The sequence below is a fragment of the Halorubrum distributum JCM 10118 genome, assembly GCF_000337335.1.
Lineage (GTDB): Archaea > Halobacteriota > Halobacteria > Halobacteriales > Haloferacaceae > Halorubrum > Halorubrum distributum.
This window is the reverse complement of record NZ_AOJN01000038.1, coordinates 1-21519: the sequence shown is the minus strand read 5'-3', so window position 1 is coordinate 21519 and position 21519 is coordinate 1. Positions and strand designations below refer to the sequence as shown.

24 protein-coding genes and 1 tRNA gene are annotated in these 21519 nt (G+C 68.9%); 13 read left to right on the top strand and 12 right to left on the bottom strand.

Annotated features, from left to right (window positions below):
* The first annotated feature begins 70 nt into the window (after positions 1–70).
* Both C466_RS17445 and C466_RS06100 read left to right on the top strand, forming a co-directional pair.
* Positions 71–196 (top strand): hypothetical protein, encoded by a 126-nt coding sequence (locus C466_RS17445; RefSeq protein ID WP_004599601.1) that lies wholly within the window; start codon positions 71–73, stop codon positions 194–196.
* 160 nt (positions 197–356) lie between these two features.
* Positions 357–1544 carry an ABC transporter ATP-binding protein gene (locus C466_RS06100; protein ID WP_004595159.1) on the top strand — a complete coding sequence of 396 codons (1188 nt, stop codon included), beginning with the start codon at positions 357–359 and terminating at the stop codon, positions 1542–1544.
* A 54-nt stretch (positions 1545–1598) separates the two neighbouring features.
* Here C466_RS06100 and C466_RS16925 read toward each other — a convergent pair whose 3' ends face one another.
* Positions 1599–1748 carry a DUF7550 family protein gene (locus tag C466_RS16925; protein ID WP_004595158.1) on the bottom strand — a complete coding sequence of 50 codons (150 nt, stop codon included), beginning with the start codon at positions 1746–1748 and terminating at the stop codon, positions 1599–1601.
* 210 nt (positions 1749–1958) lie between these two features.
* Here C466_RS16925 and C466_RS06095 point away from each other — a divergent pair, with 210 nt between their 5' ends.
* Together C466_RS06095 and C466_RS06090 are read left to right on the top strand one after the other, a co-directional pair.
* On the top strand, positions 1959–3671 hold the full coding sequence (locus C466_RS06095; RefSeq protein WP_049908299.1) for an L-lactate permease: 1713 nt from the start codon (positions 1959–1961) through the stop codon (positions 3669–3671).
* Between the two features lie 59 nt (positions 3672–3730).
* On the top strand, positions 3731–4021 hold the full coding sequence (locus C466_RS06090) for a ribbon-helix-helix domain-containing protein (RefSeq protein WP_004595156.1): 291 nt from the start codon (positions 3731–3733) through the stop codon (positions 4019–4021).
* 104 nt (positions 4022–4125) lie between these two features.
* Here the strand turns inward: C466_RS06090 and C466_RS17555 are convergent, their stop codons facing one another.
* The 4 genes from C466_RS17555 to C466_RS06080 all read right to left on the bottom strand — a co-directional run bounded on the left by C466_RS17555 (position 4126) and on the right by C466_RS06080 (position 7281).
* A complete protein-coding gene (locus C466_RS17555) occupies positions 4126–4338 on the bottom strand; it encodes a hypothetical protein (RefSeq protein ID WP_080505925.1) in 213 nt (70 codons plus the stop codon).
* Positions 4339–4480: 142 nt separating this feature from the next.
* On the bottom strand, positions 4481–5173 hold the full coding sequence (locus C466_RS16480; protein WP_152418533.1) for a hypothetical protein: 693 nt from the start codon (positions 5171–5173) through the stop codon (positions 4481–4483).
* Positions 5174–5539: 366 nt separating this feature from the next.
* Complete coding sequence (locus tag C466_RS06085; protein WP_004595154.1) at positions 5540–6493, bottom strand: hypothetical protein; 954 nt, start codon at positions 6491–6493, stop codon at positions 5540–5542.
* A 200-nt stretch (positions 6494–6693) separates the two neighbouring features.
* Positions 6694–7281, bottom strand: a complete 588-nt coding sequence (locus C466_RS06080) for a DUF7344 domain-containing protein (protein WP_004595153.1) — start codon at positions 7279–7281, stop codon at positions 6694–6696.
* Positions 7282–7602: 321 nt separating this feature from the next.
* Here C466_RS06080 and C466_RS06075 point away from each other — a divergent pair, with 321 nt between their 5' ends.
* From C466_RS06075 to C466_RS06060, 4 genes are all read left to right on the top strand, one after another.
* A complete protein-coding gene (locus C466_RS06075; protein WP_004595152.1) occupies positions 7603–9162 on the top strand; it encodes a DUF1102 domain-containing protein in 1560 nt (519 codons plus the stop codon).
* A 97-nt stretch (positions 9163–9259) separates the two neighbouring features.
* Positions 9260–10195, top strand: a complete 936-nt coding sequence (locus C466_RS06070; RefSeq protein WP_004595151.1) for a hypothetical protein — start codon at positions 9260–9262, stop codon at positions 10193–10195.
* A 185-nt stretch (positions 10196–10380) separates the two neighbouring features.
* Entirely contained in the window at positions 10381–11544 is a 1164-nt protein-coding gene (locus C466_RS06065; RefSeq protein ID WP_004595150.1) for a signal peptidase I, read from the top strand.
* Positions 11545–11547: 3 nt separating this feature from the next.
* Positions 11548–12879: a DUF5305 domain-containing protein gene (locus C466_RS06060; RefSeq protein ID WP_004595149.1), complete on the top strand. Its 1332-nt coding sequence runs from the start codon at positions 11548–11550 to the stop codon at positions 12877–12879.
* A gap of 56 nt (positions 12880–12935) precedes the next feature.
* Here the strand turns inward: C466_RS06060 and C466_RS06055 are convergent, their stop codons facing one another.
* Both C466_RS06055 and C466_RS06050 read right to left on the bottom strand, forming a co-directional pair.
* Complete coding sequence (locus tag C466_RS06055; protein ID WP_004595148.1) at positions 12936–13826, bottom strand: NAD-dependent epimerase/dehydratase family protein; 891 nt, start codon at positions 13824–13826, stop codon at positions 12936–12938.
* A 42-nt stretch (positions 13827–13868) separates the two neighbouring features.
* Positions 13869–14063 carry a heavy-metal-associated domain-containing protein gene (locus tag C466_RS06050; RefSeq protein WP_004595147.1) on the bottom strand — a complete coding sequence of 65 codons (195 nt, stop codon included), beginning with the start codon at positions 14061–14063 and terminating at the stop codon, positions 13869–13871.
* A 172-nt stretch (positions 14064–14235) separates the two neighbouring features.
* On the opposite strand from C466_RS06050, the gene C466_RS06045 reads away from it, so the two are divergent.
* A complete protein-coding gene (locus C466_RS06045; protein ID WP_004595146.1) occupies positions 14236–14826 on the top strand; it encodes an AsnC family transcriptional regulator in 591 nt (196 codons plus the stop codon).
* Positions 14827–14896: 70 nt separating this feature from the next.
* Positions 14897–14969: transfer RNA gene (locus C466_RS06040), tRNA-Gln, on the top strand.
* A gap of 143 nt (positions 14970–15112) precedes the next feature.
* Here the strand turns inward: C466_RS06040 and C466_RS06035 are convergent.
* Together C466_RS06035 and C466_RS06030 are read right to left on the bottom strand one after the other, a co-directional pair.
* On the bottom strand, positions 15113–15538 hold the full coding sequence (locus C466_RS06035; RefSeq protein WP_004595145.1) for an arsenate-mycothiol transferase ArsC: 426 nt from the start codon (positions 15536–15538) through the stop codon (positions 15113–15115).
* Positions 15539–15641: 103 nt separating this feature from the next.
* Positions 15642–16286 (bottom strand): hypothetical protein, encoded by a 645-nt coding sequence (locus C466_RS06030; protein ID WP_004595144.1) that lies wholly within the window; start codon positions 16284–16286, stop codon positions 15642–15644.
* Between the two features lie 98 nt (positions 16287–16384).
* Between C466_RS06030 and C466_RS06025 the strand changes: the two genes are divergently transcribed.
* Positions 16385–16888, top strand: a complete 504-nt coding sequence (locus C466_RS06025) for a hypothetical protein (RefSeq protein WP_004595143.1) — start codon at positions 16385–16387, stop codon at positions 16886–16888.
* A gap of 473 nt (positions 16889–17361) precedes the next feature.
* Here C466_RS06025 and C466_RS06020 read toward each other — a convergent pair whose 3' ends face one another.
* The 3 genes from C466_RS06020 to C466_RS06010 all read right to left on the bottom strand — a co-directional run bounded on the left by C466_RS06020 (position 17362) and on the right by C466_RS06010 (position 19540).
* Positions 17362–18414, bottom strand: coding sequence for a cell division FtsA domain-containing protein (locus tag C466_RS06020; protein WP_004595142.1), 1053 nt, complete (start codon positions 18412–18414; stop codon positions 17362–17364).
* Positions 18411–18893 (bottom strand): FlaD/FlaE family flagellar protein, encoded by a 483-nt coding sequence (locus tag C466_RS06015; protein ID WP_004595141.1) that lies wholly within the window; start codon positions 18891–18893, stop codon positions 18411–18413. The genes C466_RS06020 and C466_RS06015 overlap by 4 nt, the downstream gene beginning before the upstream one ends.
* Positions 18894–19021: 128 nt before the next feature.
* Entirely contained in the window at positions 19022–19540 is a 519-nt protein-coding gene (locus C466_RS06010; RefSeq protein WP_004595140.1) for a zinc ribbon domain-containing protein, read from the bottom strand.
* Positions 19541–19665: 125 nt separating this feature from the next.
* Here C466_RS06010 and C466_RS06005 point away from each other — a divergent pair, with 125 nt between their 5' ends.
* Complete coding sequence (locus C466_RS06005; protein WP_004595139.1) at positions 19666–20601, top strand: pantoate kinase; 936 nt, start codon at positions 19666–19668, stop codon at positions 20599–20601.
* 31 nt (positions 20602–20632) lie between these two features.
* Positions 20633–21403, top strand: a complete 771-nt coding sequence (locus C466_RS06000; protein ID WP_004595138.1) for a DICT sensory domain-containing protein — start codon at positions 20633–20635, stop codon at positions 21401–21403.
* Positions 21404–21519: the final 116 nt, after the last annotated feature.

The window sequence follows — 21519 nt, the reverse complement described above, 5'->3', positions numbered from 1 at the left end:
CCAGCCCGCTCAGAGATGTGTATAAGAGACAGACCCCGAGGCGGTCGCGGCCGCGGTCGGCGACCTCCCGGTGTTCCGGATCGGCGACGTGACGACGGACGGCGCCCTCTCGCTCGCGGTCGGCGACGAGTCCGTCTCGCTCTCGGCCGACGCGGTCCGCGACCACCGCGACGTGATCGAGCGCGAACTCGCCTGAACCGGCGCGACGCGGTGGGCGAGCGGCGAGCTCGTACGCCGACTCCCCGCGATCACCCGATTTCGACGCCGCGAGAGCGAGCGATACGCTTTTAGGTACTCCTAAAGTATGAGGTGGCAACCGCGGGACGCCGGTCCGCCCGGCGCCCGCCCCCCCATCGATGGCATCCACGGAACCAGTCGGCACGACGCGCTCGGCCGAGTCGGACGACGCGACGGCCGAGGGCTCGGAGGACTCGGCGGTCGAACACCGGGCGAGCGCCGCTTCCGACGACGGGTCGAGCGCCGGCGCGGACCCCGTCCTGTCGCTGTCGGACGTCACGAAGGCGTTCGGCCCCGAGACCGCCGTCGACGACGTCTCGCTCGACGTCCGCTCCGGCGAGCTGCTGACGTTCCTCGGCCCCTCCGGATGCGGCAAGACGACGACGCTCCGCACCATCGCGGGCCTCGAAGAGCCGACCGAGGGAGAGATCTCGCTCGGCGACGAGGTGGTCGCCGGCGACGGGTCGTTCGTCCCGCCGGAGCGGCGCGACGTGGGCATCGTCTTCCAGAACTTCGCCTTATTCCCCCACCTCACCGTCCGCGAGAACATCGCGTTCGGACTCGACGACGCCGACGCCGCGGAGACCGAGGCGCGCGTCGACGAACTGCTCGACTTGGTCGAGATGGTCGACCACGGCGAGAAGACGCCCGACCAGCTCTCCGGCGGGCAGAAGCAGCGCGTCGCGCTCGCCCGCTCGCTCGCGCCCGAGCCCGAGGTGCTCCTCCTCGACGAGCCGTTCTCGAACCTCGACGTGCGCCTCCGGGTGGAGATGCGCGAGGAGGTGCGCCGCATCCTGAAGGCGGCGGGCGTCACCGCGGTCTCGGTCACCCACGACCAGGAGGAGGCGCTCTCCATCTCCGACCGCGTCGCCGTGATGAACGACGGGAAAATCGAGCAGGTGGGCCGCCCCGAATCCGTCTTCGAGCGCCCCGAGTCGAAGTTCGTCGCCTCCTTCCTCGGCCGAGCGTCGTTCCTCGAGGGCGAGCTCCGCGACGGGAAGGTCGACACCGGCATCGGCCGCTTCGACGCCGTGACGCTGGAGGGGTACGACACCGTCTACGACGGCGCGCCCGTCGACGTGCTCGTCCGGCCCGACGACCTCCGCGCGACGCCCGCGAGCCCCGAACTGGCCGACGGCGTCGTCACCTCGCGGCAGTACGTCGGCCCCTCCTTCGTCTACCGGGTCGAACTCGACTCGGGCGAGGCGGTCCACTGCCTCCACAACCACGTCGAGGAGTTCGACCTCGACGAGCCCGTCTCCCTGGAGCTCACCGCGGACCACCCGCTCGCCTGGTACCCGCGGTAGCAGCGCCGCGGCTGGCGGGTCGTGAGTTGGTTCAAATACGACGAGCGGCGGCGCTCAGAAGGTCGCGAGGAACGGAACCGCGTACGCGATCAGCAGGCCGACGAGCGTGACGGCCGCGCCGATACCGACCTCGCGACTGCCGAACTCCTGCATCGGTGCGGTCACGCGCTTGTCCGGGTCGGGCTCGTGCGAGTGGTCGTCCATGACCGCGGATCTGGTCGGGGGACACATAAGCCCACCTGTACCCGGCGGAGGTGACGCTCCTCCCCGCGGCGTTGAAGCGCCGAATTGACTGGTCACTGATCACGTGGCACACCGCGTTTCGGCGCCCCCATCGCCGTGGCTAATCTCACTCAAAAAGAAAATTACATATGGTCCGTTGCGGGACGGAGACGTACACGCGAGAACATACCTATGACAAGTGTCCTCACTCTGGCATTCGTCGGCGTGATCCCGATCGCCGTCGCGTTCGTCCTGCTCGCCGGACTCAGGTGGTCCGCCGCCCGCGCGATGGGGGTCGGGTGGCTGCTCGCGGGCGGGATCGGACTCACGTACTGGCGCATGGAGCTCGACTGGCTGATCGCGTCGGCGGTGTACGGCGCGTTCCAAGCGGTCGACATCATCCTCATCGTCTTCGGCGCCATCCTCCTGATGAACTACCTCGAGGGGAGCGGCGCCATCGCCACCATCAGGTGGTACTTCGGACAGATCGAGGAGGACAGACGCATTCAGGTGCTGCTCATCGGGCTCGGCTTCATGACCATCATCGAGGGCGCGGCCGGGTTCGGGACGCCGGGCGCGCTCGCCGCGCCGCTGTTCATCGGCCTCGGCTTCCCGCCGCTGGCCGCCGCGGTGTTCGGCCTCTTCTTCAACGCGCCGAACCCGCCGTTCGGCGCGGCCGGGACCCCCGTCATCGGCGGGACCGGTGCGGTCATCGAACCGGCGCTGTCGGGCTCGGTGAGCGTCGCCGAGTTCCTCTCGATGGTCTCGGCGTGGTCCGGCGTCGTCACGGGGGTGACGTACGTGTTCTGGGGCCTGCTCGGCGTGTTCTTCCTGACGTACTGGTTCGGCGACGCCGACGGCGGCCGGAGCCTCGGCGGCGCCGTCCGCGACACGCTTCCCATCGCGCCGTTCGCGCTCCTGCTCGGCGTCGTCACCGGCGGAACGCAGCTGGTGATAGCGTGGTTCGTCGGCCCCGCGCTCCCCGACATCGCGGCCGGGTTCGTCGTCCTCGGCGTCGGGCTCCTGCTCGCGAACAACAACATCCTCGTCCCCGACCGCGAGTGGGACTTCCCGAGCGACTCGCGGTGGAGCGACACCTGGCTCGGCGGGCTCGAGCTCGACGAGATATCCCGGGACCAGCCCAAAAAGGAGATGTCGGTGCTGCTGGCGTGGACGCCGTACCTGCTCGTCGCGGTCGCGCTGCTCGTCACGCGGTGGCCGGACCTCACCGTCGCCGGCACCGAGGTGCTCGCGTGGATCCAGAGCTTCTCCGTCAGCGTCGACTCGATCCTCGGCACGGAGCTCGGGTACACGCTCCAGTACCTCTACCTCCCGGGGACGATGCCGTTCATCCCCATCGCCGTCCTCACGGGCCTCATCCACAAGATGGACCTCGACGAGATGGGCGCGGCGTGGCGGCGCTCGGTCGAGCAGGTCGCGCCCGCCGCGCTCACGCTGATCATCGCCGTGTCGATGACGCAGGTGATGATCCAGTCGCAGACGAACACCGCGGGCCTCCTCGGCATGATGGAGGCGCTCAGCCGCGCGCTCGCGATCGGCGCGGGCGGCCTGCTCCCGATGATCTCGCCGTGGATCGGCGCCATCGGATCCTTCATGACCGGGAGCAACACCTCCTCGAACATCCTCTTCAGCGTGCTTCAGTACAACGCCGCCGAGACGGTCGAGCTCTCCCGGACGATCGTCGTCAGCCTCCAGAACGTCGGCGGCGGCCTCGGCAACATGGTCTCGGTGCTGAACGTCGCCGCGATCTGCGGTGTCGTCGGAATCACCGGCCGCGAGGGCGACCTGCTCCGCAAGGCGATCGTCCCGATGGCGCTGTTCGCGCTGTTCGCCGGGCTGTTCGGGATGCTCCTGAGCTACGTCCTCGTCCCCGGGCTGTTCTGACCCGCGCCGGATCGGTTCGGGGCCGATATTTTATATGACCGCTGACGTAATACACGTGTATGTCCGAAACGGCTACGAATGGGCCCGACGTCGACGACCCCGAGACGACGACGATCAACGTGCGCGTCACCGAGCGCCAGCTGGCGGAGATCGACGCGGCCTGGAAGGAAGAGGGCTACACGTCTCGGAGCGAGTTCCTCCGGCACGCGATCCGGGACGCGACCGAGCACCCGGGGGCCTCACGCGATATGCTGGCGAGCATCGCCGCCGAGGAGTACGCGATGCGAAAGGGCGAGAGCGAGGCCGTCTCTCGCGACGAGGTCGTCGAACTGATCGATGACGAGGCGTGACGACTGGACGTGGGAGTTTCGACCGCCCGCCACGAGCGCATTCGAGGGGCTCGACGCGTCGGTTTCGTGATCGGCGTACAGAACGCCGGTGTCGACGAGGACCGTCATCCGTAAAACATGTCGTCGATGTCCTCCTCGTCAGTCTCGACCCCGGAGCTGATCCGGCCTTGACGCACCTGCTCTTTCTCTTCCTCGCTCAGGGGAAACGTTGACGAGCGGAAGGAGCCGATCACCTCGCCGCGGGAGTCGTACGTGTCGCTAATGAGTCGCGAAAGGAACTCCTGCTGGGTGACGCCTTTCCCGGTCCGAAGCCGTATTTCCGCCTGTAGCTCTTCGAGACGAGGCTTCGCGTCCTCGTCGACTTTTCACTTTACCAGAGAGCTTCAATCCCAAATCCACTACAGTTGGTTTATTCTATGATTGAGTAAAAATTTACAATATCCTATGAGTTGGGTAGTTTCATACGTTGTCTGGAGTCGTTGCTGAGAACTCTAGGGTTCCACCAAGAGCATCATCAACGCTAGCATCTTCGCCAGTCGTGTCGACTCTTATTTGGAAGAACTGCGTCATTCCCGGACCAAAGTAGGCAGGGGCAATAGTTCCCTTGCCATCTGTATCCGGGAAAGAGGCAGGGACATTGAGCTGCGCGGCATTCATAGGTGTGTAGTCCCCATTATCACCGCCCCGACGGACAAACGGATCAATGGTCATCACAGTGCCCTTGTAGCCGTCGCTCCTCCACTTCGGACCGTCGTATTCTACCCAGCTATCGTCCGTTAATGTATATTCGAATGACAGTTTATGTGCGACACTGTCGTTGTTGGTGACGGAGAATGCGTACTGGCGATCCTCAACTTCAGATGGAGACAGTCCATCTAGGTCGTCACCAATAGTATACACCGAGTCCATGTTAACGCCTTGCCCACCCGTACCGCTGATATCAATCGAGAGTGTGTCCCCGGAGGTACTCACGGCGTCATCGTTACCCATTCCAGCGTTGAATGATATAATCCCAGTCTCGTCAGTACTAACCTGCGCGACATTAAGATCCCGATCCGCAGAGAAGGTTGAAACTGCACCAGTACCCACTGCAGCTGCGCTTCCACTTGCCAATGCGCCCAGACCGGCGAGGAACTTGCGTCGTTTTGTCATAGTTGTTTGACCTCGTTGTGTCCGCACGCGACCCACCTCAGGAACACGAGACATCTCGTGTCACCCCGGGTCGCTCTACTACACCCATGGGACGTATCCCATATCGTTATGAGTCAGCAGAAGATTTGCTGGGGGGAGTTGAACACGATATAGACTGGTCTGTAATGATTCTGGGTCGTCCTGAACCCGGTCTGACCATCCAATAAGCCTAGAATGAGCAAACTGTGAACTACGGCTGCGGGCGCACGACTCGATATCAAAACTGCGCTATCCGAGTATTTTGACTGCGTGTGCTACAGGCAACGACACGAGTAATATCACGTCTCAGGGACCCTTCGCGTACTAGATTCGCCGGGGTTCGGTGATTTAATCGCAGGCAGAGAGCGTGTCCAAGTCGAACTCGTCTTCCGACCCCGGCACACCCTCGTAACACACAGAACTACCCGGATTCAACTCGTCGCCCTCTCGAACGTACGTGCGATTTAAGTCGGTGAGTGACACGGCGACGATCCGCTTGTCGCTCTTTTCACTGCCGTTGAACAGTTGATTCCGGATCTGGCCGTTCGAGAGGTTTTCTTCACGATTTTCCAGCGTCTCTTCCCCTTCGCTCTCGTCACGATACCAAACCCGAGTCAGGACCCCGGACTCGGCCCCATCCAGCTTCGCGTTATCGCTACTTCCTTTAAAATCGACAGTCGGCGTCTGGGACGCAGACACATCTTCAGCTCCAGTGAGAGAGAATGCCCGCGTCTCACCGAACAACTGCGCACTGATACCTCCTTTGACCCCTTCGATCGTGATTGTCACTTCGATGTCGGGGCTGTCACCAGCTGGAACGTGCGCGTCCGCGACGATCCGAACCCACTCGCCCGGTCCGAACGCGTCAGATTCGTTCGCGGCCGGGTAGTTACCGTTCGTCGATCCGCGCTCGATCGCTACGTGGTCATCGTCGACGTCGGTGAAGTCCTCGTCGCTGAGCGTTTCGTCGGGAGCTGCCGGGCTATCGTAGCGCTCCACGGCGACGTTCCGCAGTACATCATCCTCTCTGTCCTCGTCTTCGTACTCGTACTCGACGCCGACGAGAGCGAGGTCTTGGTTGCCACCGAACTGATTCCGAACTCGAACAAGCGTGACCTGTTCACCGTATTCGACGGTTTTGCCGTCGCTTGGCTTCTCGTACCGAATGTACGCGTCCTCGTCGTCCTCCACGTTGACCGACACGTTCCGCTCCGCCTCCATACTGCTGAACGCGCCGGTCCCGATGCTCATCGCCCCCGAACTTGCGCCGCCGAGCAGGAGGATGAGGGTGCGTCGTTTCATGATGTGCGTGGGTCCGACACTCGCTTACTGGGTGACAACACGTGTCGCGCACTTAAGGTTATGAGCCGTCGGAAGCGGGTATCGCTCCGCTTGAACGCCCGTGACATCGGCCTGAACCTCAGTGACATCGGCCTGAACCCCGTTCTCGCCGCCGACTGCGGCTCCCTGTTCGCCCGCGCTCAGATCCGGTCCCCGGTCGGTCACTCGTTGCCCACTTCGGGCGGCTCCTCGCCGCGGCCGACCTCCATCTCCGCGGTGTAGTACTTGTGCGCCAGCGCCGAGAACGCGAACGCGACGACGATCGCCAGCGTCCACGCCATCTCGGGGAGGAGCGTGAACGGCCACACCCCGACCCATACCGCCGCGACGAGCGCGGCGGCGACGCCGGAGAGCCCGAGGTAGTACTCGCTCCACGGTATCTCTCGGCCCTCCACGACGTCCAAGTACACGTCCACGTCCGTCAGCGCCGGCGTCGGCTCGACGACCCCGCGCGCCTTGTTGAACTCCACGACGCCCGCGTCGTCCATCTTCGGCAGGTGCGACTGCTGGAGCGCCGTGTACACTCGTTTCCGCTCGCTGCTCGATATCTCGGCGGTGTCGATCCCGTTCTCCCAGGCCGCGATCTGCTCCGCCATCTCGCCGATCTCGACGGCGTCGTCCGGCTCGCGTTTCAGCAGGTGGACCGCGAACCGCCGCCGCTGGTTGGCCAGAACGTCGAACAGATCGTCCTCGGAGATCTCCGCCGCCGGCTCTGCCCCTCCCGTCTCGATCTGCTGTGCCGACGCCATTAACGTCAGACAAATATGAACACACCAACATAAAACCACAGGTTGTGATAACTCGACAACGTTTATCCGCGTTCACGATCGTCTCCGCGAATAGGCCTGATACGCCCGTTTTAAGGGGTTTGAGCAGCCACTTCGGCATCTCAAGTGACGAACAGTTAATTTGATCGCAACTCTGAAGGTGAAATTATCAAATCCCAAATCACTTCTCGGGGCGGTGACTCCGCGGTCTCGCGTCGCTTTTGGGTCACGTGACGAACCCCTTCGGAAGTTCAAGCACCGCATAACCAAGGGCTTCCGGCCGCAAGTGTCGACCCGATATACATGTCCACCGTCCGCCGGACCCTCCTCCTCGCTGTCCTCGTCGCGGCCGCGGGAGGCCTCGCCTTCGCGACGGGGGCGGCGGTGGTCGACGGGCCGGCGGACACGTTCGCGGAGGAGCGCCTCGCGGTCCAGCCCGTCGACGGGCCCAACGGCGCCTACGCCTACCTCGACGACGACGACGAGATCGTCGTCGACGTCTCGGGGTCGAACCCGAAGCTCCCGAGCGACTTCGATGGGGTCAACCCTGGAACGCTCGCCTCGGCCGACGGCGTGTTCACGATCACCTACACCGCCGACGAGTACGCCCGCGTGTGGATCGAACACCCCGAGGAGAACGTCACCTTCGTCGCCGACGGCGAGTCGATCGAGGGCGAGGCGAACAACGTCACGCTCGCCCCCGACGAGACGGTCGCGATCGGGCTCGAGGTCGACGCGCGCGGCGCCGTCGCCGGCACGCAGCTGGGCGGCGACGACTTCGATATCCGCGCACAGGTCGCCGACCCCGAGTCCGTCGATTCGGCCTCTACGGCGGACGAGGGCGACGGCGACGGCGGCGACGGCCCCGTCACCACCGTCCGACGGCCCGCGCCCGCCAGCCGGGCGTTCGAGGGACGGGGCCTCTCCCCCGGCGGGGTGGTCACCTTCGACGCGGGCGCGATGGACATCGTCTCCGGCGTCGTCACCCTCGACCGGGTGCGGATCGACGCCGCGGACGGCGGCGACGTCGACTTCGAGACGGTCGGCCGCCCGGAGCCGTTCGCGTCTGCCGGACCGCTGAACGACTCCCGGGGCGCGGCGCCGGTCGGCTACTTCGAGTTCGACCACTCGTTCGCCGGCGATGAGGTGTCTCGCGTGCGCTTTTCGGTCAGCGTCGACCGCGACTACCTGAACGAGACCGGCGGCGATCCCGACGACCTCTCGCTGTACCGCCGGGCGGCGTCGGAGCCCGACGGCTGGGAGCGGCTGGAGACGGAGCGCGTCGACCCGGCCGTCCGCCGGCTACTGGACCTCCCTGAGGACCGGGTCCACGTCACGGCGTCGACCGACGAGTTCTCGGTGTTCGCCGTGGCGACGGAACGGCCACGGATCCGCGCGACCGACGCCTCGCTCGACCGCGAGGCCGTCGATCCGGGCGCGTCTACCGTCGTCCGCGCGACGGTCGCGAACGAGGGCGGCAGCGACGGCGCGAGCGACGTGACGCTCACCGCCGCCGGCGAGCCCGTCGCGACGCAGCGGGTCGAGCTCGGCCCGGACGAAACCGCTTCCCTCGCGTTCGAAGCGACCTTCGACGAGCCGGGGACGTACGATATCGCGGTCGGCGGCGTCTCGGCGGGGACGCTCGCGGTCGGCGACCCGGCCGGCGACGGCGACGAGGACGACACCGCGTCCGTCGAGGGAGGGACGGACGACGGCGGCACGGCGGCGCCCGACGGCGACGCGTCCGATCCGCCCACCGAGGAGCCGAGCGGGATCGGCCCGTCGAACCTCGTCGGACTCGCCGTGTTCCTCGCCATCGTCCTGGCGAGCGTCGCGCTCGTCCGGCGGATGCCGCGGTCGTGACGCCCGCTCGCGTCGGTGGCACGGACGCCGGTCGATCGGTATCGCCGTTGGATCCCGGGACCACAGAGATTAACCGAACGTCGCGGAAGTGACACCCGTGAGCGACCTCTCGTCGGAGACTGACCGTTCGGCCCCGGGCAGGGACGGGAGCGACGGCCCCGTCCGCGACCGCGACGCGCGCGGTCGGTCAGGGTACGCGGCGTTCCTCGACGAGCTATCCGCCCGCACTCGCCTCATCGACCTCGTCGCGCTCTGCCTCCCGCCGACCGTCCTCGTCGCAGTGTTCGCGCTCCCCCGAGCGACCCGCCGGTCGCTCGCGTTCGCGTACATGGATCCCTCCTTGTTGTCGGCGTTCACGGCGCACTACGTCCACCTCGGCGCCGACCACCTGCTCGGGAACCTCGCCGGGTACGGGCTGCTCGCCGGGACCGGATACGCGCTCGCGGTCCTGAGCGGGCGCCGACGCCTCTTCTTCACCGCGTTCGTCACCTACCTCGGCGCCTTCCCGTTCGCGCTGTCCGCGCTGAACCTCGCCGTCCCGCGGAACGCGATCGGGTTCGGCTTCTCGGGCGTCAACATGGCGCTCGCCGGACTGCTTCCCATCGTGTGGTACTACTACGCCCGCGAGCAGTTCGCGCCCGGGGCCTCCGTCGCCGCGCTGCCGGCGGTCTTCTTCGCGCTCGTCGGGTGGATCGCGCTCCTCGCGCTGCCCGTCTCGACCGCGGGCATCGGGCTTGCCGGCCTGTCGATCGGGGTCGCGGGCGCGCTCCTCGCGCTGCTGTACGCGGCCAGCAGCGGGGTGCGGCTCCCGCGGCCGCTCGGGGAACACGCGAAGTCGGTCGCGGCGCGTCCCGGCTACGGCGACCTGCTCGCCGTCGGCGCGGTGGTGGCCGTCGGCTACCCGGTCGTCGGGTTCCCCGCCGACCCCGCCGGCGGCGGCAGCGTCGTGAACCTCTACGTCCACCTCCTCGGGTTCTGTCTCGGGTTCATCGGCCCGTTCGCGCTGCTCGCGGGGGGTGTCTTCGACGAGTAACGCCGCCCGCAACCCTCCGGACTCGCCTCCACCCACGAACTTATTAGGACACGCCGCCGTTCAGCGATCGACGGCCACCTGACGCTCGGGCGACAGGAACCGCTTCGCGGCGATAGCCGCCCCGAGACCGTCGCCGACCCGAGACTGCGGCTCCGACGAGACCGGCTTCGACCGAGATCGACATTATGTCCATCAAACGAACGCTGTCCGTGGCCCTTCAGGCGGCCGCGGTGCTGGTCGTCGTCTCGCTCGTCGTCGGCCAGTTCCTCGGACAGCCGATACTCCTCAGCTACGTCGAGACCGGGAGCATGCAGCCGACGCTCTCTCCCGGCGACGGGTTCGTGGCGATCCCCGCGCAGATCGCGGGCGGGATCGGCCCGGGAGACGTCGTGACGTTCGACGCTCAGGAGATACAGGGCGGCGGCCTGACGACCCACCGGGTCGTCGAGGAGACCGAGCGCGGGTACATCACCCGCGGGGACAACAACCCGTTCACCGACCAAGACGGGGGCGAGCCGGTCGTTCAGGACGCTGAGGTCGTCGCGAAGGCGCTTCAGGTCGGCGGCGGCGTCGTCGTGATACCGCACTTGGGCACCGTCGCGATGGGGTTCCAGTCCGCCTTACAGTCCGTCCAGACGTGGCTCGCGGTGACGTTCGGCGTCCGCTCGTTCCAGGGGACGCAGGGGCTCGCGTACATCGTCTTCGGGCTGTCGATGGTCGCGTACGCGGTCGACTGGTACCTCAACGCCGGCACGCGCGACCGCGACTCCCGGGACCGGTCGCGCGACGACGGCACCTCCGTGTTCGCGATCCTCGGCGTGCTGGCGCTCGTGTTGATGGCCACCGCGACGGCCGCGATGGTCGTCCCCGCCGGGACACAGGAGTACGGCGTCGTGAGCGCCGAGTTCGAGTCGGAGAACCCGACCGTCATCGAGAGCGGCACGAGCCAGGAGCTCGAGTACGTCGTCCCCAACGCCGGGCTGGTCCCCGTGTACGCGTACGTCACACCGGCGAGCCCTGGCGTCGACGTCGACCCGGAGCGGCTCTCGGTGGCGAGCCGCGGCGAGGCGTCGACGACGGTGACGCTGTCGGCGCCCGACGAGACGGGGTACTACCGCCTGTTCGTCGTCGAACACCGCTACCTCGCCGTGCTGCCGCCCGGCATCGTCGACGAGCTGTACGGGGTCCACCCGTGGGCGCCGCTCGTCGCGATAAACGGCCTGCTCGGCGGCGGCATCGTCTCGATCGGGCTGCTGCTGTTGCGCGGCGAGCCCGCCCGGATCCGATCGCGCGGCTCCCGCGAGCGCCCCCCGCTCTACAAGCGCCTCCTCCGCGAGTTCTACAGGTAACACATGTCCGCAGACGCTCCCAACGAACGCCGACTTCGACTCCGCGCCGTCCTGAACGCACAGTCCACCGCGATCCTCGTCGTCTGTCTCCTCCTCGTCGCGGTCGGGGCGGGGCTCGCGTACACGACGCACGTCGACCCCGGCACGGAGACGGAGAGCCGGACGGTCTCGTCGCTCACCGTCGAGAGCGAATACCGCCACAGCGCGACGGTGACGGAGCCGAACGCCGTCTTCGAGACCGGCACGGTGCTCGACGGGCGCGACACGTACTTCACGCGGGTCGCGCCGGAGCTCGACGTGGACGTGGCGACGAGCTACGCGGCGTCGACCGCCGAGAACGTGACCGTCGAAGTCGGCTCGACGCTCGTGATCCGCAACGTCGGCGAGGAGGGGACCGTCTACTGGCGCGAGACGGAGCCGCTCGCGTCGGAGACGGTCTCCGGCGTCTCCCCCGGCCAGACGGTGAACGCCTCGTTCGCGCTCAACAGCACCGCGATAGACGGGCGGGTGGCGTCGATCGAGGAGGAGCTCGGCGCCTCGCCCGGCGAGACGGAGACGTTCGTCACGACCGAGGTGGCCGTCGACGGGTCGATCGGCGGCGTCCCGACGGCGTCGACGCAGACGCTCGACATGACGATCACCCACGGCGGCGACACGTACTCCGTCTCCGAGCCCGGGGTCCAGTCCGACACCACGGAGCGGACCGAGCCCGTAACCGTCGAGCGGGAATACGGCGTGCTCCGGTCGTTCGGCGGCCCGCTCCTCCTGCTCGTCGGCCTCGTCGGCGCCGGCGGGATCGGCTACGCGACGCGGGAGTACGACCTCGCGCTCACCGACGCGGAGCGCGAGTACCTCTCGTACCGCGACGACCGCTCGGAGTTCGCGGAGTGGATCACGACGTTCCGGCTCCCCGCGTCGGTCCACGAGCGCCCGACCGCCGAGGCCGGGTCACTGCGAGACCTCGTCGACTTCGCGATCGACAACGACACCGGCGTCGTCGAAGACCCGGAGACCGGCGCGTTCCACGCCGTCTCCGGGGAGTTCGTCTACACCTACCGCCCGCCCGCGCCGACGACCGCCCCCGGGGAGGGCCCCGCCGACGGCGAGGCGGTCACCGAGTCGGATCCGGCAGCGACGGCGGGGAGTCCGGACTCGGCCGCGACCCATTCGGGTCCCCCCGGGGACGGCGACTCGCCGGACCGCGGGGTCGACGCCGCCGACCTCGACGCTCCCGACGTCGACGTGCCGGACGAGGGAGACGTCTGGGGGACGGACTCCCGACCGACCGACGGCGACGCGACGGACTCGGCCGAACGGGACGACGAAAGCGACTGATTCCCCCCGGCGGTGATCGGTTCCCCGGACGCGACCCGTCTCCGCGCGACTCCCGTTCAGTCGCCGTCGCGCCCCGATTCGACCCCGTCGCGCCAGGAGTGTTCCGGCTCCCAGCCGAGCAGGCGCTCCGCCTTCGAGCAGTCGAAGGCGGACTCGTCGCCGTCGAGGTCGCAGTCGGCGGGGCGGTCGCCGTGAACCGCTTCGATCGTTGCGGCGGTGTCGCGGCCGAGGAAGTTCTCCGCGGCGACGATCAGCACCGCTTCGTGGCCGTCGATCTCGGTCTCGGGGTCGATCCCGGCCTCGATCGCGGAGACGACGTCGCGCACGTCGACGGACGACCAGCAGTTGCCGCTCGGCTCCGCGGTCGCGGGGTCGAACGTCTCCCGGGCCTCGCGGCGCCGCTCGTCGTCCGGGTAGGTCACCCACGAGAGGCGCAGCGAGATTGCGGGGACGCCGTGCCGGCGGGCGGCGGCGGCCGCGACCTCCTCGCCGACGACCTTCGAGAGGCCGTACGGGTCCTCGGGTTCCGTCGGCGTCTCCTCGTCGATCGGGAGGCGGTCGGGGAGCCAGTCGTCCTCGGCGAAGACGGTGCCGTAGAGGCTCTCGCTCGACGCCCAAACGATCCGGGCGCCGGCGGCGCCGGCCGCGTCGAAGACGTTGTACGCGCTCTCGACGTTGTTCGCGAACACCCGCGAGCCGGCGTGGTCCTCGGGATGCGGGATCGCGGCGAGGTGGACGACCGCGTCCGGCGCGGCGGCGTCGACCACCTGGCGCGTCTCGCCGTAGTCGGTGAGGTCCGCCGCCACGTAGTCGACGTCGTCGCGGCGCTCGTCGTTCGGGGGCGTTCGGCGGTCGACGGCGACCACCTCCCGGTCCGCGTCGGCGAGCGCGTCGACCGTCCACGCGCCGACGCCGCCGGCGCTCCCGGTGATCAGTACGGTGTCCATGTCCCCGCGAGCGCGTTCGGGGAAAAAGGCGCGGCGATTCGCTTACGCCGAGGCCTCGTAGCCGGCGTCCTCGATGGCGGCCACGACGGCGTCCACGTCCACGTCGCCCTCGACGGTCGCGGTGCCCGCCTCGTGGTCGGCGGCCGCGGACTCGACGCCCGGCAGTTCGCCGAGCGCGTCGGTCACGTTGTCCTCACAGCCCGTACACGACATGCCGTCGACGTCTATCGTCGTCATGCGCGCCAGTTTGCGCCGCGGACACAACTGCCTTTCCGTCGCCCACGACACGGCCGGTTTCCCGGACGCCTCGCGTCCGGCCGCCCGTTTCGGCCGCCCCCTGTTCGGCCGCCCCCTGTTCGGCCGCTCGCCGCCCGGACGCCTTTTGTTCGCGCCGGGCGAACAGGCAGCCATGCGCACCCTCGACGAGACGGACCGGGAGATAATCCGGCTGCTGCTGGCCGACGCGCGGCGCCCGTACAGCGACATCGCCGAGCGCGTGGACCTGTCGGCGCCCGCGGTGTCCGACCGCGTCGACCGGCTTCGCGAGGTGGGCGTGATCGAGGGGTTCACGCTCCGGATCGACGGCGACGCGCTCTCCGACGGGCTGTCCGTCTTCGCGACGCTTTCGGTCGCGCCCGCGGACGCCGAGCGCGTCCACCAGGCGGTCGCGGGCCATGAGCGCGTCGAACACGCGTTCCTCACCGCCGACGGCGAGGTGACGGTCGTCGCCCGCGTCGAGGAGGGGACCGCCCGCGACCTCGTGGACGACGCGGTCGGGCTGGAGGCCGTGGACGAGCTGTCGGTGCGCCCGCTCGACGCCCACGAGTGGTCGCCCGCCGTCGGCGACGCGGACCTCGCGGTCGAATGCGTCGAGTGCGGCAACACCGTCACCGCGGAGGGGGAGTCGGCCCGGATCGACGGGACGCTGTACCACTTCTGTTGCGGCTCCTGCCGGGAGAACTTCGAGCAGCGGTTCGACCGGATCGAGGAGGGGGCGTAGTCGGGAGACGGTCTCTCGACGCGCCGCGGAGAGTAACCTACTTGAGTGCCCGCCGGTTAGCCGGAGTCGCAGTCCCGTGGTGTAGTGGCCAATCATAATGGCCTTTGGAGCCATTGACGGCGGTTCGAATCCGCCCGGGACTATTCTCCGAACGAAGTGCGGACGAGTAGTCCCGACCGCGGATTCGAAGCAGGGAACGGAGCGAAGCGGAGTGACCGCGGTTCGAATCCGCCCGGGACTATTCCGAATTCTCTCGCGAGCCGCGGCGCTCGCTGTCCGTCGCCGCCTACCTCTCGTCGAAGAACTCGTCGAAGAGGGCCCGGACGCGCCCCTCGATCTCGTCGCGGATCTCCCGGACGCGCTCGACGTCCTGTCCGTGCGGGTCGTCGAGGGCCCAGTCGCGCCCCTCGACGCCGTCGGCCAGCGTCAGCGTCGAACAGCCCATGGTGGCGACCACGTCGCACGCGTCGAGCTCCGCGGTCGAGACCTCGCGGGGGACGCGGTCGGCGAGGTCGATGTCGAGTTCCCGCATCGCCGCCACGACCTCGGGGTGGACCTCGTCGGCCGGGTGCGTGCCGCCGGTCACGATCTCGATGCGGTCGTCGAGGCCGCGCTCGCGGCGCTCGCGCTCCGCGAACGCCGCGGACATCTGGCTGCGCCCGGCGTTCTGGACGCAGACGAACCCGAACGTCACGACGTCGTCGTCGTTCATACCCGTGCGTCTCGGCGCGCCGGATTAACGGTTCCTAAGAGGGCTATTGGGCAGTATATATCTCGCGCGGCGACCTCGGCGGACAGGTATCGGCGATCGGCGCTCACTCCAGCACGACCGAGAAGCCCCACGTCGCCGACGACTGCGGTTCGGCGTCTCCGGACACGACCGAGACCGTCGTCTCGAACCGGTACTCGCCCACCGGGAGGCAGGCGTCCCCGCCGGGCGTCGCGTACAGGTCGATGAAGCGCTCGCTGGACTCGCCGGGGTCGAGCGCGAACGTCCGGTACTCTTCGGTGATCGCGATGGTGTCGGTCAGCCGCCAGCAGCCGGGTTCGGCGGGGTACTCGGCGTCCGCCGGAAGGAGCACGAGCGCGTCGTCGCCGTCGGAGACGTACTCGAAGTGCGCGGCGCGTCCCTCGCCGACGCGAACCCGCTCGTCGCCCGCGTTCGTCAGCCTCGTGCGGAGCCGCGGCGGATGGCCCGTCGTCGCGGCCTCGCGAGCGATCTCGACGGCCGCCCGAATCGGGAGCTCGACCTCGTCGTCGACGGAGACGATCGAGACGCCCGGCCCGCCGGTTCCCTCGGGGCGCGTGCCGCCGGCGTCGGTGCCGTTGCCGCCGTCGACGCCGCTGCCGTCGCTACCGTCGCCGGCGTCGGGAGCCGACGTACAGCCGGCGAGCGCGAGCAGCCCGGCCGCGCTCGCGCCGCCGACCCTGCGGAGGTAGCGCCGTCGCGTCGGTGTCATGGGTCCGGCAGCACCGGCGTGCGTATAGCCTTACTGCTGGGGGCGCTCCCCCGCGGATCATGTGTGTTATTTTTTAGCATGTAGGTCGTGGGGGTCCTATGGAGATTAGCGATTACCGGGACGCGGTCGCGGCGAACCGGCGCGACCACGGCTTCGAGGCGGTTGAGGCGGGGACAGAGGAGTTCGAGCGCATGTGGATGACCCGCGAGACGGACGACACGCTCGGCGACGTGGCGGTGTTGGCGACGCTCGTCGAGGCGGACGAAACTGAGGGAGACGGGATCGACGCTGAGACGCTCGCGGACACCGCGGCGGCGTTCCGCGACGTGCTCGCCGACCGGATCGACCCCCAACCCGGACGCGCGGACGGCGGCGAGGCGCCGACGCCCGTCGGCTACGTGACGTTCGCGACCCCCGAACCCGACGCGTCGCTGCTCGACGCGATGAACGGGTTCACGGTCGCGAAGCGCCGCACGAACGTCTTCCCGCTCGTGTACGACACCGAGGCGGAGCGGCTCCACCGCCACGAGGTGCCGCGGCTGAAGGGGCGCGGCATCTACCGCCGGCAGGCCGACGACGCCGAGCGCCTCTTCGAGGTATAAATGGTGGGCAGTGGATCGGGTGTAAGCGTCGCCAACGTGGCGGCCGATCGGTTATAAATAGCCGATTGTGGATCGGCGGTAACCACCGCCAAAGCCCCAGCCGGGAGGCCGCAGTACGCTCGTTGTCGCCCGAAAATCGGAGATTTTCGGGATGACGAGAGAGCGAAGCTCTCTCGAACCACGCTCCTCGCTCGCTTCGCTCGCTGCGGTGCTTACGTCGCCTACCGCGGCCTCCCGGCTGCCCCTTTGAGTCCCACCCGACCGCGACCGCACAGCACCTCACACCTCCCCAGCCTCGTCAGTCGCCTCCGCTTCGCTCCGGCGACTGACTCCCTCGCGCGTGCTCCTCGCGGCCTCCGCTTCACTCCGGCCGCTCGCAGGCGCACGCCACCGCATCGGTCTCGGTCGGCGTAGCGCGGATCGGCCGCTGTGGAATTTAAAAATAGTAAAACGCCGAACCGCTCGCGCGCCGCTCAGACGAGTCGCGCCGCGATGCGCGCCGCGCCGTCAGCGGCCGCGAGCGCGGGCTCCTCGGGCGAGACGACCTCGACCTCGCGGTCGAGCTCCTCGCTGAGGCGCTTCTCGAACTCCTCGGTGAGCCCGGGGATGCACGCCATGCCGCCGGTGACGGCGAGCGGGCGCCCGAGCGCCAGCTGGTAGGGCTTCATGTGGTCGTTGGCGAGCTCGGGGAGGAACTCGTTGGCGACCACGTCGACCGCCTCGTCGATGTAGCGGTCGATCGGCTCCTGAACGCCGCGGTCGACGGTGAACTCGTGGCTCCCGCCGCCCGGCTGTTGGACCACGTCGGTGAACGGCTCGAAGTCGTACACGTCGCCGTGCTGTTCCTTGTACTCCCGCGCGGTCGTCCGGTCGATGTGGACCCGACCCTGGGTCTCCTCCTCGACGGCGGCGACGATCCGGCGGTCGACCTCGTTGCCCGTCACCGAGCCGGTCGAGAACGGCGAGAGCTGCTCGCCGCGCCGGTAGGCGCACGCCTCCATCGTCGTCGAGCCGAGGTTCACCGAGACGAACACCTCGTCGATCGCGTCGAGGTCGTCGCCGTAGGCGGGGATCGCCCCGCACAGCGACTCGGGGTAGCTCCGCGTCTCGACATCACCGATGGAGGAGCCCTCGATCACCGACTTGAGGTTCTCGACGCCCGCCTCGTTGTCGATGGTCGGCACCGCGTAGACGACCGCGCTGTCTTCGGGCACGTCGTGGGCGTCCACGACCGCCTCGAAGAAGCGCTCGGCGTCCGCGACGCTGTCGTCGTCCTCGGGGAGCCCCGAGCGCAGCATGAAGCGCACGCGGTCGGGGTACTCCACCGCGGCCTCCTCGCCGAACAGCACCTTCTCCTCGCCGGTGATGGCGTCCTCGTAGGTCGCGAGGCAGGTCAGTATCGAGTGGCGCTCGCGGCCGCCCCGGCCGTCGGGGATGTCGAGCACCGTTCGGGTGCTGCCGAGTTTCACGCCGACCGCTGCCGATTCGTCCGATTCGTTGATGTCCGTGGATTCGTCGTCGCTCATTGGTCACTCGCACACGAAGCGATCCGGACGATGGAGACGAGGCTGATCCGGTGGTCCGCGGGGGTGAACACGCGGTCGCGCGGCGGGGCGTCGAACCCCTCCAACCGGCGCGAAAGCGCCGCGACCGCGTCGTCGCCGACCCAGTCGAGCTCGCCGTAGTAGGACAGCGCGTCCCGGCTCCGCACGTGGCCGCCGACGTCGACGAGGTAGCCGAGCCACTCGCCGATCTCGCGTTCCGCCGCGGGCGACGCCGGGATCGCCGTCAGGTACGGTCGATCCGCGCTGTCGCCGTTCAGCCGCGCACCACGCTGACGCTGGAGCAGCTCCGTGAACGCGGCCGAGCGCGCCGCCTGCTCGGCTCGGTTCCGGTTCGGCCGCCGGAGCGCCCGCTCCCGAGGCGCTCCGTCCGCACCGTCTCGCGGGGCGTCCGCGATCCGGCGCAGCTCCCGTACGTCGTATTGTCGTGGATTCAGACTCATGTTCCGTCCGTCGTTCGCGTCCGTACCCGAACCGTCTCGGCGGGGTTATATGATAGTTGGCTCTCAGTTATCAGCGGTGAGAAACTACCGCGGGTGACGCTGTCCCGGTACCGGCGGGGCCGTCCGCGTCACCGATCGTCCGACTCGGCCCACGGGAGGGGCTCGGTACACCAGTGACAGAAGTCGAGGTCGGCGTCGACCTCCTTGCCGCAGCTGGGACAGGTCACCTCCAGCGTCTCGCCGTCCGCGCCGTCGTCGGCCGCGGCCGGCGGGGACCGACTCCCTCCCGGTCCGTCGTCGCCGTCCGCGTTCGCGGCCCGCCGCCGCATCGCCTCGGTGGCGGCGTCAACGCGGTCGCGCTCGGCGGCGTCCGCCCGCCCGACGAGGTACGCGTCGAGCGCCGACAGCGCGGACAGGAGGACGATGGGGAGCGCCACGTCGGTGGGAACCGCGGCCGATACCGCCGCGGGGTCGGTGAGAGGGTCGACCGGTTCGACGTCGTACAGCGCGAACAGCGCGACCCCGCCGCCGACGATCGTCAGGTGCCACAGCAGCGCCCGCCCCCATCGGCGCAACGATAGGTGGCCGAGCCCCGGGAACACCAGCGCGAGCAGGGCGGCGAGGACGGGACGCAACTGGCTTCGCATACGGCCGCGGTTCGGCCGGCCGGTACTTAGGCCTGCGGTGTCGTCGCCGTCGCGCGGCGGTCGCCTTCCCGACCGACTCGGTCCGGATAACAACCGTTAATCGCGGCCCGCTCGTCGGCCGCCACATGAGCAGCCAGCGGGCGACCGCGTTCGTCCCGGGCCACGTCACCGCCTTCTTCAGCGCGCACCCCGCCGACGAGCCGGCGGTCGCCGGCTCGCGCGGCGCGGGCGTGACGCTCACCGACGGCGTGACCGTCCGGGTGTCGGCGCCGGCCGGCGAGACCGATGCGGCGACGGGCGGCGACGGCGGCGCCGCGAGCGACGGACCCGGATCTCGCACTATCGACGGCGAGCCCGGATCGATCGGCGCGGTCGACGACGTCCTCGCCGAACTGGGCGCGCGCGGCGCCGACGTGGCCGTCGAGACCGACCTCCCGATCGGCGCCGGCTTCGGAATCTCGGGCGCCGCGGCGCTGGGGGCCGCGCTCGCCGCGAACGACGCGTTCGACCGCGGCCGCTCCGAGAACGACCTCGTCCGGATCGCCCACGCCGCGGAGGTCGGCCGCGGGACCGGCCTCGGCGACGTGGTCGCGCAGGCGCGCGGCGGGGTCCCGGTCCGGCTCGAACCGGGCGCGCCCGGCGTCGGCGAGCTCGACGGCGTCCCGGCGACCGCGCGCGTCGAGTACGTCACGTTCGGCGAACTGTCGACGGAGGCGGTGTTGGGCGGCGACACCGACGCACTCACGGCGGCGGGCGAGGACGCCTTGGACCGCCTCCGCGCGGACCCTCGACTCCCGACGCTGATGGACGCGGCCCGGAGGTTCGCCCGAGAGGCGGACCTGCTCGTCCCCGAGGCGGCCGAGGCGATCGCGGCGGTCGACGCTGACGGCGGCTCGCCCGAATCGTCCGGCTCGCCCGACGACCTCGGCGCCGCCATGGCGATGCTCGGCCGTACCGTCTTCGCGCTCGGGACCGGGCTCTCGGACGCGGGCTACGACCCGAACGTCTGTCGGATCGACGCCGCGGGCGCGCGGCTCGTCGACGAGCGCGGCCGGGAGTAAGGATTTTGAGTCGCTCGGCCGGAATAGCGGTATGGCCGGATCGCTCCGTTCGTTCTTCGACGAGCTCGAGGCGCCGGACCGGCACCTCGTCCTCCTGAACCGGTCGTCGCCGGACCCGGTCCGAAACCTGCTGGACTCGCTTCTCGACGGCCAGCCCGTCTCGGTCAGGGAGGCCGAGGCCGACACCGCGGCGGACGACGGCGACGTGGTCGCCCTCGTCGAGGACGGATCGGTCGTGGCGCGGTCGCCCCTCGACGAGCTACTCGAATCGGTGCTGCTCATCAACTCTGACCTCTACAAGACCGGCGGGATCGAACTCGGCGAGGTCGCGCTCCCGGCCGTGTTCGAGGGGCTCGACGAGGTCCCGTTTCAGGTCCGCGGCTACCCCGAATCGAACAAAGAAAAGCTCCTCCTCATCATCATCTCGCGGGTGATAGAGCGGATCGCGGTCGAACACGGGGCCGGCACGCTGCGCGCCTCCTTCCAGCGGCTCTCGCGGATCGACGACGAGCGCGGCACCCGGTCGGTGTACGAGCAGGTCGCCGGGAGCGGCGTCGACGTCCACGTGTACGGCGTCGGGGAAGCGGACTCGCTCTCGGGGCTCCCGATCACCGTCCACACCGGGACCTCCTACCCGTATCAGCGGTCGTGGTTCGTCGTGTTCACGCCGCCGGAGGGCGGCGACGGCGACCACGTCGCGCTGCTCGCGCTCGAAGACGAGCCGAACGTCTGGGACGGGTTCTGGACGTTCCGCCCGGAGCTCGTGACGCGGATCGAGCGGTACATCGCGGAAGAGGTCTGAGGCGGGCGGTTAGGGGAGAACCGTCGCATTGGGGCGGCGAGCCTGTCGACTTACTGAAGTTGGAGTTTTTGCGGTGGCGCGTGCCTGCGAGCGGCCGCCATCGGCGGCCGCGAGAC